Genomic DNA, 12,120 nt, shown 5'->3' with positions numbered 1-12,120 from the left:
CTTCCCGCGATGGTCCGAGGAATTCCAACCTGCTACGCCGCAGCCACGCCGCAGCCACGCCGCCGGAACGCACCGCTGAGCCGTGCATGAGCGGCGCCGAGCGGGGCAGGCGAGTGCGCGTCCGGCCGTTCGACCGACTGTGGAGGTTGCTGACGATGGTTCCCCTTCTGCTGGTGCTGCTGCTCGCCCTGATCCTGTTCGGTGCGGGTTTCGCGCTCAAGGTCCTGTGGTGGGTCGCGGTCGTGGTGCTGGTGGTCTGGCTGCTCGGCTTCGTCGCCCGTGGCACCGGTGCCTCCGGCACGCGCGGCCGCTGGTACCGCTGGTAGCCGTCTTCGCATACCGCGACAGCTCAGGTCTGGGGGCGCATCCTTCGTGGAAGCGCCCCCAGTTCTGGTGTCCTTCACCACCCGCACGGATGAGAGAGAAGACTCGCATGAGGAAAGCCCTGAACGAACTCGACGCCCGTCTGTTCGTCAAGGTCGCCTCGCGTCGGCTGCGCGGGGCCGACCCGTGGCTCTCCCACCTGACCCGCGCCGCCGACCACGGGAAGCTCTGGATGGCCGGTGCGGCGGTCCTGGGAGCCAGCGGCACCCGCACGGCGCGGCGAGCCGCACTGCGCGGGGCCGGCTCCCTGCTGCTCGCCTCCACCCTGGCCAACATCGCGGCCAAGGGGCTCGCCCGCCGCCCCCGCCCGGCCCTCGACCCCGTACCGGTGGTGCGGCGACTGCTCAAGCAGCCGATCACCAGCTCCTTCCCCTCCGGGCACTCCGCCTCGGCCGCGGCCTTCGCCACCGCCCTGGCCATCGAGTCCCCGGTCCTGGGCGCGGTGGCCGCGCCCGTGGCCGCCGCCGTCATGGCCTCGCGCGTCTACGTCGGTGTCCACTACCCCGGCGACGTCCTGGCCGGCGCCGCCCTCGGTGCCGGGACGGCCGCCCTCACCCTGCGCTGGTGGCCCCGCCGCAACCGGATCCCGGCGGGCACCGCCGCCCCTGCCGTGGAGGCGCCCGCCCTGCCCACCGGCGCTGGCCTCCACATCGTGGTCAACGGCACCGCGGGCTCCGGCACCCTCGCCGGTACTCGCGAGCAACTCGTCGAGGAGCTACGCCACGAACTGCCCGACGCCCGGATCCAGCTGTGCGGCGACGGCGACGACCTCGCCGCACGGCTGGACCAGGCCGCCGCCGCGGCCCTCAAGGCGAACGGGGCGCTCGGCATCTGCGGCGGCGACGGCAGCGTCAACCTGGCCGCGACCGTCGCCGCGCGGGAACGCCTGCCGCTGGCGGTGTTCCCCGGCGGCACGCTCAACCACTTCGCCGTCGACCTGGGCACCCACACGGTGCAGTCCACCGCCGAAGCCGTGAAGGCCGGCAGCGCCCGCGCCGTCGACCTCGGCCTGGCCATCGGTGACGACGGTGACCCGCGCCCGTTCCTCAACACCTTCAGCATCGGCGTCTACCCCGAGCTCGTCCGCGTCCGCGAAAGCCTGGAGGAGCGTCTCGGCAAGTGGCCCGCCCTGGCCGTCGCCCTCGCCCGTGTCCTGGCGAGCGCCCGACCGGTGCAGCTGACCGTCTCCGGGACGCCCAGGAGCGTGTGGATGCTCTTCGCCGGCAACGGCGCCTACGACCCGCCCGGATTTGCCCCCACCCACCGCAGCGAGCTCGACGGCGGGCTCCTCGACATCCGCGCCGTCGACGGCAGCCGGCCCTTCGCCCGTACCCGCCTGCTGCTCGCCTTCCTCACCGGCACCCTCGCCACCTCGCCCGTCTACCACGAGGCACGCCTGAGCGCCCTCGACATCACCGGGCTGCACGGCGTCGAGCACTACGCCGTCGACGGCGAGGCCGTTCCCGCCCCCACCCGGCTGCGCCTGGCCAAGGCCACCGCCGCGCTGACCGTCTACCGGCCCGTTCACCCGGCGGTGCCCTGAAACACCACCGCCGCCAGTCCTGCTGATCGAGGTCCTGGACCGTTCCGCGTGCTGCCCAGGCCTCGGCTGCCGCACAGCCCCAGCAGGCCGGGCGGGCACGGGCTGCACGCGATCGCGCTGCTCGCCAGCCGGTGGGGTCATGCCCCGCGCGCCGACGCGCCGGGGAAGTCGGTGTGGGCGGAGTTCGACATCGCGGGCAGGTGATCGCGCGGTGCCGCCTGGCACGATCCCCCTCACGGCCCTGGCCGGGCCACTCTCCGGGTGCCGCCGGGTGCCGGCCCGGATCATCGGCCGGCCATGGCGCCGACAGCGGCGAGCACGGCGCACGCCACCGTGTTGGTGACGGGGTAGGAGACCAGGACGGCCGCGAACTCCCGCAGGGTGGCGCTGGGCCAGTAGTACGCCGCGGTGGGTGCCCCGGTGGCGTCACCGCGGACGTCGGCCCGGCGCGCGGTGATGGCGGCCCGTAGCGCGTGGAAGTCGTTGGTGACGACGACGCACCGGTAGCCGGGCCGCAGCCGCTCCATCAACTCCCTGCTGAACTCCAGGTTCTCCGAGGTACTGGCCGAGGAGCCCTCCTGGACGACGTGCTCCTCGGGCACCCCGTGCGCGACCAGGTAGCGGCTCATCGCCTCCGCCTCGCTCAGCTGCTCGTCCGAACCCTTGCCGCCGGACACCAGCAGGACGGGGTGCCCTCCGCGTGCGGCCTGGCGTCGGTAGAGCGTCAACGCCCGGTCCAGCCGTGAGGCCAGCAGCGGCGGGACGGTGGAACCCTCGGTCAGTCCGGCACCGAGCACGACGACGAAGTCCACCTGACCGCCTGGGACCACCCGCTGGTAGAGCAACGCGTACCCGAGGAAGCAGACGAAGAGGAACGAGAGGTAGCCGGCCACCAGCAGGACGCCACCGGCGACTGCCCGCAGCGGGCCGCTGTCCGCGAAGGCCGCGAGAGCGGCCAGACCGAGCAGCGACAGGATCCCGGCACCGGCGAGCAGCGACAGCGCGTTCATCGGGTTCCGGTGGCCCTCCCGGTGGATCATCCGGACCCCGTTCACCAGCAGGAACCCGGCGACGGCCAGGGCGCTCAGCACGACCGCGACCAGAAGGGCGCCCGTGATCACCCGGGCCACCGGATGAGGGTGGCGGTGGAGTTCGACGATCGAGCCGGCCGCCAGGAAGAGCGTGACCAGACCCAGCAGGACGCCGTTGCCGAAGCGGCGCCGGTCCCCGCGGAAGCGCCGCAGGAAGACCAGCAGAGCCACCGCTGCCGCGAGGCCGTAGGGCAGGTAGGACAAGGCTGTCGTGCTCCTCGCTCTGCTCCCGTCAGCCACCTCGGCGGTGCGGCTGCGCCGCGTACGGCCGGCCGCGGGCGCCGAGGCCGTCAGGGCGTTCTTCGCCGTCTCCCGGATCCTACTCAGCGCGTGCGAAACCGGTCCGGAACCAGGACTCCACCTGCCTCGGTCCGTCCCGACACGGGGGCGGATCCGTGGTCCGGACCGGCCGGGTGCCCAGCCGGCGGCCCGTTCACAACCGGATGTCCGGGTGCAGCCGGGCCATCGTCCACACGCGCTGCCGACGGAGGCTCACCGCCGTCAGGGCGAGGCACAGCAGGCCGAAGCCGGCCAGCAGCACGGCATCCCGCGCCAGATGGCTCGTCAGGCCGCCGGAGACGGTCACCCGCAGGCCGTCGATCAGGTAGGTCATGGGCAGCAACGGGTGCAGCGCCTGGAAGAACGCGGGTGTGGTGGCCATCGGATAGAGGCCTCCCGAGGCGGTGAGCTGCAGGATGAGCAGGACCACCGACAGGGCGTCGCCCGCCACCCCCAGAGCGGTGCGCAGGAGGTGGTCGACCGCCACGAAGGAGCCTGCGGCCAGCACCACCAGGGCGGCGGTGGCCACCGGATGCACCGGGTCTAGGCCGAGCGTCAGGTCGACCACGCCGTAGAGCACCAGGGCCGCCACCGCACCCAGGGCCGCGGCGGGCAGCCACCCGGCCACCGCGAGGCTGACCGCGCCCGTGCGCCCGGCCAGCGCCCGGCGGTTGACCGGCCGCAGCAGGAGGTAGGCGAAGAGGCCGAACACCCACAGGGCGATGCCGATGAAGAACGGCGCCAGGCCGCGGCCGTAGACGCCGGCGGGGTGGAGGTTGTGCCGGTCGATGCGCACGGGTGAGCCGAGCACTTCGGCGGCGTGGTCCACCTGTCCGGCGTCCAGCACCGGGATCCGGTTCAGCTGGTCGTCCACCGTGCGGGAGAGCTCGGCGGCGCCGCCCTGAGCCTGGTCGCCCGCGCTGTCCAGGGTGTCCGCCCCCTGCCGGAGGGTCGCGAGCCCCTGGGTGAGCGTCGCCGCGCCGGAGGCGACCGACTGCGCCCCCGAGTCGACCAGCCGCAGCGGTGCCTGCAGGGCGGCCACCTGCTGCGGCAGCGCCCCGGTGCCGCGCCGGAGGTCCTGCGCACCCTGCTGGGCCCGGTGTGCGTCGGTGGCCGCGGCGGCGGCCCGGCCGTCGATCCGTCCGGCGAGGGCGTCCGCCGACTGCGCGTCCTGCAGGGCCAGTTGGAAGGCCGCGTCCTGAGCCAGCTCCGGGTGGCCGTCGGCGAACCGCTGGAGACCGGTGACGGCCGAGGCGGTGCCGTGGTGGACCTCGGAGGTGCCGTCGTGCACCGCGTCCGCGCCCGCTGCGGCGAGGCTCACGGTGTCGGCCAAGGTGTCGGCCAGCGGTGGGAGCCGGCTGGTGACGGCGCCGTTCAGCCGGTCGGCGGCCGAGTCGATCCGCTGCACGGCCTGGCTGATCTGGTCGGCCCCGGTGGCCAGCCGGGCCGCGCCGGAGTGGGCGGCGTCGGTGGCGGAGGCGAAGGTGGCGGCGGCCTGCCGGGCGGTGGCGGTGGCGTCGGCCAGCCGGTGCGCACCGTCCGAGGCCGTGCGCAACTTGTCGTGGACGGTGGAGAGTTGGCCGTAGAGGCTACGGACGTAGGCCGCGTGGGTCGCGGAATCGATCTGCGCCTCCAGCTTGGACTGGACGACCTCCGTCATCACACCGGCGATGTAGTTGCCGGCGTCGTTGAGCTCCATCCGGATCCCGGCCTGTTCGGGCCGGGGGTCGGCCCCGGTGGCCAGCCGGCTGCTGAAGTCGGGCGGGATCTCGATGGTGAAGGCGTAGCGGCCGCTGCGCAGCCCGGCGGCGGCCGTGGCCTGGTCGACGAACCGCCAGCCGAAGGTGCCGGCGGCCTTCAGCTGCTGGACCAACTGTTCGCCGGCACGGACGGGTTGGCCCTGGGAGCTGACGACGGGCCGGTCCAGGTCCACCACGGCGACCGGGATCCGTCCGGTCTTGCCGTACGGATCCCAGTTGGCCCACAGGTACATGGCGCCGTAGAGCAGCGGCACCAGGCAGAGGAGCACGGGGACGAACCGGCGCAGCGGGCCGCGGAAGCGGAGCAGTTCGAGGAGGGCCAGCCGCAGGGCGCTCACGCGGCCTCCTCGGCAGCGGGGCGGGCGGCCGGGAGGCGGTCGGCACTGCGCGCCGGCAGGGCGAGCAGGACGGTGTCCGGGCCGGCGGCCGGGGGTGGCTGGAGGGCCGAGGCCAGTACGGTGCAGCCGGATGCGCGGACGGCTTCGAGGCCCTGCCAGGCCCGGTGGCGGTCGGCGTCCGGCAGGCCGTCGTCCACCCCGTCCACCACCAGGGCCGCCGGCCCGGCGGCGAAGGCCAGTGCCACGGCGAGCTGTAGTGCCTCCAGCGGGGCGAGGTCTTCGGCCAGGGCGTCACCTCGCAGGCCGCGCAGGCCGACCAGCCGGGCCGCCTCGACGATCCTGCGCGGGGTGGCCGCCCGCTCGATCCAGCGACGCTCGGCGACGAGCTCGCGCACGCGTAGCCGGCCTTCCAGGCCGACCGCCGGTTCCGCGCGGGCCACCGCCACCGCCTGCCGGGCCCGACGGCGTCCCACGGCCGGGCCGCCGTCGAGCCGGACGACTCCCGAGCCGGGCCGCATCCGGCCGGCCAGCACCAGGAGCAGCGCCGTCCGGCCGGAGCCGGCCGGACCGTGGGCCACCAGCATCCCCCCGGCTGGCACGTCCAGGTCGACGCCCTCGAACACAGGTCCCCGGGGGCCGCGAAGGCCGGCACCCCGGGCTGTCACCGCTACGCCATGTATCTCCACTACCCACGAGTAACCCGATCGGGGCGGAGCATGCCTGGTACGGCCGCGAAATCTCCCCTCATTCTTCGGCGGGCAGCTCGAGGCCGAGGGCGCTCACCGCCGACTCGACGTCCGGGAGGACCTGCTGGGTCAGGCCGATCCCGGTCAGGTGCAGCAGCTGGTCGACCTGCGGGGTCAGCGCCACGAGGGTCAGGCTGCCGTGCTCGGTCCTGGTGGCGCGTGCGGCCCGGATGATGACGTTCAGTCCGGAGGAGTCCATGAACGGCACGCCGCCCAGGTCCAGGACGAGGTGCCGGCGGCCGTGCTTCAGCTGGTTGGCGAGGTGCACGTACAGCAGGGGGCCGGTGGCGACGTCCAGTTCGCCGGTGACCGTGAGCACGGCCAGCTCGTCCCGGGTGGTGCAGGAGACGTTCAGCGGGAGGGCTTCGACGGGAGCGGGCACGGACACTGGGGGTCTCCTCGGGGCTCGTTCGGGCAGGGCGCTCTCCTTCTGCCCCGCCTCGGCGAGCTCACGCCACCCCCGGCAGGGACACCTGGACGCCCTGCGGGGTCTTCTCCGAGCTCGGCGCCGGCGCGCCCGCGGTCAGAATCGGCGCCAGCGGGCGGACGCGAAGGAGAAGACCCCGAAGAGCACCAGCCCGAGCGCGATCAGCACGAGCAGCCAGGGACCGGCGGGGGTGCGAGCCAAGCTCCGCAGCGTGGCGTCCATGCCCTTGGCCTGGTGCGGGTCGAACCGGAGGGCCGCGACGAGGAGGAAGACCCCGGCACCGGCGAAGACCGTGCCACGGGCGGTGTTGCCGCCGAGGCCGAGCACGGTCACGACCTTGCGGGTGTGCCCGCTCATCCTCGTACAGTCGAGCTCCTCCAGGAACTTGCGCCGGACGGCGCCGACCGCGACACCCAGGCCGACGCCGCACAGCACCACCCCGGCGATGCCCACCAGTACCCGCCCACCCGGGAGTTGGAGCGCCGACGAGGTCCAGTCCTGCGGCTGGGCATCGCCGCCCGCCTGGCCGGCGCCGCCCGCCTGGCCGGCGCCGCCCGCCTGGCCGGCGCCGCCCGCCTGGCCGGCGCCGCCCGCCGCGTAACCGGCGGTGCCCCAGCAGACCGTGGCGTAGAACACCGCGCGTCCGGCACTGAGCACCCGGCTGCCGGTGCCCCTCCGGCCGGATTCGCCGGACACCGCGAGCGAGGTGCGCCAGACGGTCATGCAGGCGAATCCGGCCACCAGCAGCCAGAGCATCACCCGGCCGAAGGGCTGAGCGGCCACCTGGTGCAGGGCGCCCTGCCGGTCGGCCTGCTGCCCGCCGTCCTTGCCGAAGGCGATCTCCAAGGCCAGGACGCCGATCAGGACGTAGACCACTCCGCGCGCCACGAACCCGGCCCGGCCGGCGCTGCGCAGCGCGCCCTTCTCACCGGGGCCCGGGATCGACGACCCCGAGCCCTCTCGTCTGCCCGTCCCGACCCGGTGCGTGAGCCACGACGCCATGGTGCCCTCCCCTCCACGAGGTGGGTGCGCCGCGCGCGCCGCTGCACCCTCGTCTGCCCGACCCCGTTCGAAGCACGCACGGACCGTCAACTCGACTGCCCCGCAGCCGACCTGACCAGTACGCCGGCATCGACGGGTCGGCCGAGTGCCCCTAGGGTCGGGGGCCGGTGGCGGGGAAGCGGTCCCAGACGCGGTGGGTGGCGAGCAGGCTGACCAGGCCGGCCAGGAGCTCGTCGAGGTCCTCGTCGGTCAGGACGCCGGGTGCGTGCGGGTCGATGCCGGCGGCGGCCCAGGTGGCCCTGGCCGCGGGGTGGCCGCCGATGGGCTTCGCGTGGCGGTAGGCCTCGTTGACCAGGAGCGCGATGCGGGAGTCGACGGGGGAGGGGCCGTTGGACTTGGCATCGCGTGCGCCGTGGTCGTCGGCGCCCGGGCCGGGGGAGCCGAGCAGGACCAGCGCGTCGAACTCGACGGAGCGGGCGGCGGCGAAGGTCCGCTGGACGGGGAGGTCGTCGGCCAGGGGCGCGGTGGTGGGGGCGATGATCAGCGCCGTCATCCCGGCCTCGCGCACGGCGTCCCGCACCTGCCGTACGAGCTCCGGGCCGCCCGCCGGGTCGGCGACGATGCCGACCACGCGGCCGTCGGTAGGCCAGGCGGCGCCGAGCTGGGAGAGGGCCGGGCTTGGCTCGACCTGCGCCGACGGCGCACCGGCTTCGGGGGCGGGCAGTCCGAGGCCCGCGGCGACCTCGGTGCACAGGACCGGGTCGACGGCGGCCAGGACGCCGACCATCCGCTCCCGGATCGCCGGCTCGTGCACCTTGGACAGCTCGAAGGTGTAGGCGGCGATGACGTGCTGCTGCTCGACGGGGGTGAGGCTGAGCCAGAACTGACGGGGCTGGCTGAAGTGGTCGGCGAACGATGCGGGCGCCGCGCGCACCTTGGCCGCGGCGGCGACCGGCGTCGGGTGCTCCACGAACGCGTGCTCGCCGGCGCCGGCGAAGAACGGGCAGCCGCCGTCCAGGGAGTTCGGCTTGTAGGGGGCGACGCCGCTGTGCACGGCGTCCTGGTGGAATCCGTCGCGCTGCATGTCGTTGACCGGCGCGTGGGTGCGGTTGATCGGGATCTGCGCGAAGTTCGGGCCGCCGAGCCGGGTGATCTGGGTGTCCAGATAGGAGAAGAGACGACCGCTCAGCAGGGGATCGTCGGTGATGTCGATGCCGGGCACCAGGTGGCCGGGGTGGAAGGCCACCTGCTCGGTCTCGGCGAAGAAGTTGCTCGGGTTGGCGGTGAGCGTCATCAGTCCGATCGGCTGCACGGGGGCGAGCTCCTCGGGCACGAGCTTGGTGGGGTCGAGCAGGTCGATTCCCGCGAAGGTCTGCTCCGGGGTGTCGGGGAAGGTCTGGATGCCCAGCTCCCACTGCGGGAACGCCCCGGCCTCGATCGCGTCCGCGAGGTCGCGGCGGTGGAAGTCGGGGTCCAGGCCGCCGATCAGCTGCGCCTCCTCCCAGACCAGCGAGTGCACGCCCAGCTTCGGCTTCCAGTGGAACTTCACCAGCGTGCTCGCGCCCTCGGCGTTGACCAGCCGGAAGGTGTGGACGCCGAAGCCCTCCATCATCCGGTACGAACGCGGGATGCCCCGGTCGGACATGTTCCACAGCGTGTGGTGGGTGGCCTCGGTGTGCAGCGACACGAAGTCCCAAAACGTGTCGTGGGCGGACTGGGCCTGCGGGATCTCGCGGTCCGGGTGGGGTTTGGCGGCGTGCACGACGTCGGGAAACTTGATCGCGTCCTGGACGAAGAACACCGGCATGTTGTTGCCGACCAGGTCGAAGACGCCCTCGCCGGTGTAGAACTTCGTCGCGAAGCCCCGCGTGTCGCGCACGGTGTCCGCCGAGCCGCGCGAACCCAGCACGGTGGAGAACCGCACGAACACCGGCGTTTGGGCGCCCTCGGCGAGGAAGGCGGCCGCACAGACGGGGGTGGCGGTGCCGTAGCCCCGGAACACACCGTGTGCGGCGGCCCCCCGGGCGTGCACCACCCGCTCGGGGATCCGCTCGTGGTCGAAGTGGGTGATCTTCTCGCGCAGGTGGTGGTCCTGCAGCAGCACCGGGCCCCGGGGGCCCGCCTTGAGCGAATGGTCGCCGTCGGGCAGGCGGGTGCCCTGGGCGGTGGTGAGGTAGCCGCCGTTCTGCGACCGCACCTCCGCCGGGCCGCGGCCGCCACGACCCGTCGCCGACACCGTGTCGGGAGCGCCCTGGTCGGGCTTCGGCGGCAGCGGCGCGCGCGGTTCGGTGGGCTCCGCCAGCGGGGCGGGCTCTGCGCCGGGCGCTCCCGGCACCGGCGGCCGGTCGCGGGCGCTGCGGTCGGACACGGCGTCAGCCACGGCGTCGACCAGCCTGTGCACCGGATTCGACTTGCTCATCGGTCCTCCTGGTCCGTAGGTGTCCGCCCGGGCTGGGACGGAAGGCCCGGAGTGTGCGGACGAACACCGGCAGGGCCCTCCGACTCCACGCGGCGGCGCACCGCCCCGGGCTGCCGTCGACCCGTCTGCCCAGCTCTGGGCAGCGCACGCTTGCGGAGGGGCACTGAAGGACGGAGCCCGACCGGGGAGCGAGTGCTCCGCCAGCCGGGCCGGGTGCGGTGGGGCAGGGAAGGAGTCAGCTGCAGGCGGAGCCGGTCAGGACGCCGGTCGGCTTGGTGACGTTGACGTACTCGGTGTTGAGCTGGCCGAACGCGTTCTTGGTGGTGATGGCGTAGACCACGGTCTGGTACTGGACGTTCAGGCGCCAGCTCTGGCCCGGGTTGAGGGTGATCTCCATGGTGTAGGTCTTGGTGATGCTGCTGTTCAGCTGGGTGCCGAGGGTGGCGGTGAGGACCTCGGCGGCGGTGGCGGAGATGTTGGTGCTGACCTGGTAGGTCACCGCGTAGGTGATGGTCTCGGTCATCTTGGCGACCGCGGTCGAGTGGTTGATGTAGCAGTTCTGCGGGATGTCCCAGGTCTTGCCGGCGCTGTAGGTGCCGGCACCCGGGGCCGCGCCGTTCCAGTAACTGGGGATGTTCGGGCTCGCGGGGGCGAAGGGCTCGGGCACGCGGACGCCCGTGATGACCACCCGGGGCATGTCGGGCACCGGGTCGCCGACGTTCCCGTCGCTCACGTCCAGGGAGCCGGTACCGGTGCTGCCCCCGGTGCCCCCGGTGCCGCCGCCGGAGCCGCCCGGGTCCGGCGGGATGCAGGAGTCGTCGGAGCCGTCGTCGAGGCAGGGGGTGGTGGCGGAGGCCAGCTGCGGTGCGGCCAGGGCGGGCACGGCGGTGAACAGGGCGGCGCCGAGCGCTGTGGCGGCCAAGAGCTTCTTGAGGACCATGGACTCGATGTCTCCAGGGGAGGGGGCGGTCGGACGGAGCGCCGGCTGGCGCGGCGCAACACTCGCAGAGCCTCCCGGCATTCGCCAGAATGAATTTCAGACATGAGCTTCATTTTTCTCAGCCGATTCCGGGGCTCCCGTCACGGAGTGTTCCGGAGTCGACGGCAGGCGGTGCGCGGAGCTGAACGGCGAGCGGGTGGCAGCAAGTTGCAGGCCGCCACGTCACGGTGGGCGGACGGCGGGCCCCGGCCGGGGCGGGGTGCGGCGCGGCTGATCCGGTGGGTGAGCGTGGGCCCGGGCGGAGGCACCCGGGCAGGCTGGCCGGATTTGCCGCGCCTGCGCCCGGGCGCCCGGTGCTCGGCGGCCGTGGTCGCGTTAGGCGTCGTGGCGCCGGGGCAGACGGCTGCTGTGCCGGACGGGTCGGAGGATCAGGGGGCGACGTGCTGTTGACGTGGATCGGAGTCATGGGCGGCTACGCCCTGGGTGCGCTGGTGACGGCGCGCGCCGTGGTCGAACGGCGGAAGGCCCGGTTCCGGCAGGCCGGCCCGTGTGGGGTGGAGGCGTTCGAGCGGCAGGAGCGGCCGCATGTGGAGGCGATGGCGCTGTGCTCCGGGCTGGTGTGGATCGTCGCGCTGCCGCTGATCGTGCTGGGGCCGCTGGTGGCGAAGGTGGCGCTCGCCCGCTCCGGGGGCGGTCGCCCCGGCACGGCGCCCGAGGCGGGGTGCGCCGCGCGGATCGACGAGCTCGAACGGGCCCTGGGCATGGGGGTGTACGCGGGAGCGGACCTGACCTCCGATACCTGAAACCATTGTCGTGTCTTGTAAGTCGTGACAAGCTGGTCCTATGGTGGGGGCATGCAGAACGGCATCGCCACCGCGCAGGGGAAGTGGACCTTCCTGACCAACCATGCCCGGGTGCTGGTCCAGATCGCCCGTGACCCCGGCATCCGCGTCCGGGACATCGCGCTGAAGTGCCTGCTCACCGAGCGGGCAGTCCAGCGCATCATCGCCGACCTCGAGGAGAGTGGGTACCTCACCCACGAGCGGGTGGGCCGCGCCAACCACTACAGCCTCATCGGCGGCACCCACCTGCGGCACCCCGCCGACGCCGGGTCCACCGTCGCCGAGCTCCTGGAGGCGCTCGCCGGCAGTGGTGTGGGCCGCCTGGCTGACGCCTCGTCAGAACTGTAGC

At 73.7% G+C, this 12,120-nt stretch carries 12 protein-coding genes; 5 read left to right on the top strand and 7 right to left on the bottom strand.

Annotated features, from left to right (window positions below; translation table 11 throughout):
• Positions 1-155 precede the first annotated feature (155 nt).
• The 3 genes from CFP65_RS04980 to CFP65_RS38710 all read left to right on the top strand — a co-directional run bounded on the left by CFP65_RS04980 (position 156) and on the right by CFP65_RS38710 (position 2,131).
• The gene (locus CFP65_RS04980) at positions 156-326 is read left to right on the top strand and encodes a hydrophobic protein (RefSeq protein WP_104814931.1); all 171 of its coding nucleotides are present in this window, start codon (positions 156-158) and stop codon (positions 324-326) included.
• 107 nt (positions 327-433) lie between these two features.
• Positions 434-1,927, top strand: coding sequence for a phosphatase PAP2 family protein (locus CFP65_RS04975; RefSeq protein WP_104814930.1), 1,494 nt, complete (start codon positions 434-436; stop codon positions 1,925-1,927).
• Positions 1,928-1,975: 48 nt separating this feature from the next.
• Positions 1,976-2,131, top strand: coding sequence for a hypothetical protein (locus CFP65_RS38710; protein ID WP_158702043.1), 156 nt, complete (start codon positions 1,976-1,978; stop codon positions 2,129-2,131).
• Positions 2,132-2,211: 80 nt separating this feature from the next.
• Here CFP65_RS38710 and CFP65_RS04970 read toward each other — a convergent pair whose 3' ends face one another.
• The 7 genes from CFP65_RS04970 to CFP65_RS04940 form a co-directional block, all read right to left on the bottom strand.
• Positions 2,212-3,222 (bottom strand): YdcF family protein, encoded by a 1,011-nt coding sequence (locus tag CFP65_RS04970; RefSeq protein WP_371682362.1) that lies wholly within the window; start codon positions 3,220-3,222, stop codon positions 2,212-2,214.
• Between the two features lie 229 nt (positions 3,223-3,451).
• A complete protein-coding gene (locus tag CFP65_RS04965) occupies positions 3,452-5,395 on the bottom strand; it encodes a YhgE/Pip family protein (RefSeq protein ID WP_104814929.1) in 1,944 nt (647 codons plus the stop codon).
• Positions 5,392-6,018 (bottom strand): ATP-binding cassette domain-containing protein, encoded by a 627-nt coding sequence (locus tag CFP65_RS04960; protein ID WP_104814928.1) that lies wholly within the window; start codon positions 6,016-6,018, stop codon positions 5,392-5,394. Before CFP65_RS04960 ends, CFP65_RS04965 begins: the two co-directional genes overlap by 4 nt.
• 121 nt (positions 6,019-6,139) lie before the next feature.
• Positions 6,140-6,529 carry an STAS domain-containing protein gene (locus CFP65_RS04955; protein ID WP_254552240.1) on the bottom strand — a complete coding sequence of 130 codons (390 nt, stop codon included), beginning with the start codon at positions 6,527-6,529 and terminating at the stop codon, positions 6,140-6,142.
• Positions 6,530-6,664: 135 nt separating this feature from the next.
• A complete protein-coding gene (locus tag CFP65_RS04950) occupies positions 6,665-7,570 on the bottom strand; it encodes a DUF1206 domain-containing protein (RefSeq protein ID WP_174805501.1) in 906 nt (301 codons plus the stop codon).
• A 151-nt stretch (positions 7,571-7,721) separates the two neighbouring features.
• Entirely contained in the window at positions 7,722-9,989 is a 2,268-nt protein-coding gene (locus CFP65_RS04945) for a catalase (protein ID WP_104814927.1), read from the bottom strand.
• Between the two features lie 235 nt (positions 9,990-10,224).
• Positions 10,225-10,929 carry a DUF6426 family protein gene (locus CFP65_RS04940; protein ID WP_104814926.1) on the bottom strand — a complete coding sequence of 235 codons (705 nt, stop codon included), beginning with the start codon at positions 10,927-10,929 and terminating at the stop codon, positions 10,225-10,227.
• Positions 10,930-11,375: 446 nt separating this feature from the next.
• Here CFP65_RS04940 and CFP65_RS04935 point away from each other — a divergent pair, with 446 nt between their 5' ends.
• Together CFP65_RS04935 and CFP65_RS04930 are read left to right on the top strand one after the other, a co-directional pair.
• Entirely contained in the window at positions 11,376-11,732 is a 357-nt protein-coding gene (locus tag CFP65_RS04935) for a hypothetical protein (RefSeq protein ID WP_158702042.1), read from the top strand.
• Positions 11,733-11,783: 51 nt separating this feature from the next.
• On the top strand, positions 11,784-12,119 hold the full coding sequence (locus tag CFP65_RS04930; RefSeq protein WP_104814924.1) for a helix-turn-helix domain-containing protein: 336 nt from the start codon (positions 11,784-11,786) through the stop codon (positions 12,117-12,119).
• Position 12,120: the final 1 nt, after the last annotated feature.

The sequence above is a fragment of the Kitasatospora sp. MMS16-BH015 genome (genome assembly GCF_002943525.1).
GTDB lineage: Bacteria > Actinomycetota > Actinomycetes > Streptomycetales > Streptomycetaceae > Kitasatospora.
Note: the sequence above shows the minus strand (reverse complement) of the source record. Positions and strands in the feature narration are given on the sequence as shown.

Excerpts from the sequence above, each read along its gene's own strand:
- CFP65_RS04940 (WP_104814926.1), bottom strand. The coding sequence starts at position 10,929 with ATGGTCCTCAAGAAGCTCTTGGCCGCCACAGCGCTCGGCGCCGCCCTG.
- CFP65_RS04950 (WP_174805501.1), bottom strand. The coding sequence starts at position 7,570 with ATGGCGTCGTGGCTCACGCACCGGGTCGGGACGGGCAGACGAGAGGGC.
- CFP65_RS04945 (WP_104814927.1), bottom strand. The coding sequence starts at position 9,989 with ATGAGCAAGTCGAATCCGGTGCACAGGCTGGTCGACGCCGTGGCTGAC.
- CFP65_RS04980 (WP_104814931.1), top strand. The coding sequence starts at position 156 with ATGGTTCCCCTTCTGCTGGTGCTGCTGCTCGCCCTGATCCTGTTCGGT.
- CFP65_RS04930 (WP_104814924.1), top strand. The coding sequence starts at position 11,784 with ATGCAGAACGGCATCGCCACCGCGCAGGGGAAGTGGACCTTCCTGACC.
- CFP65_RS04975 (WP_104814930.1), top strand. The coding sequence starts at position 434 with ATGAGGAAAGCCCTGAACGAACTCGACGCCCGTCTGTTCGTCAAGGTC.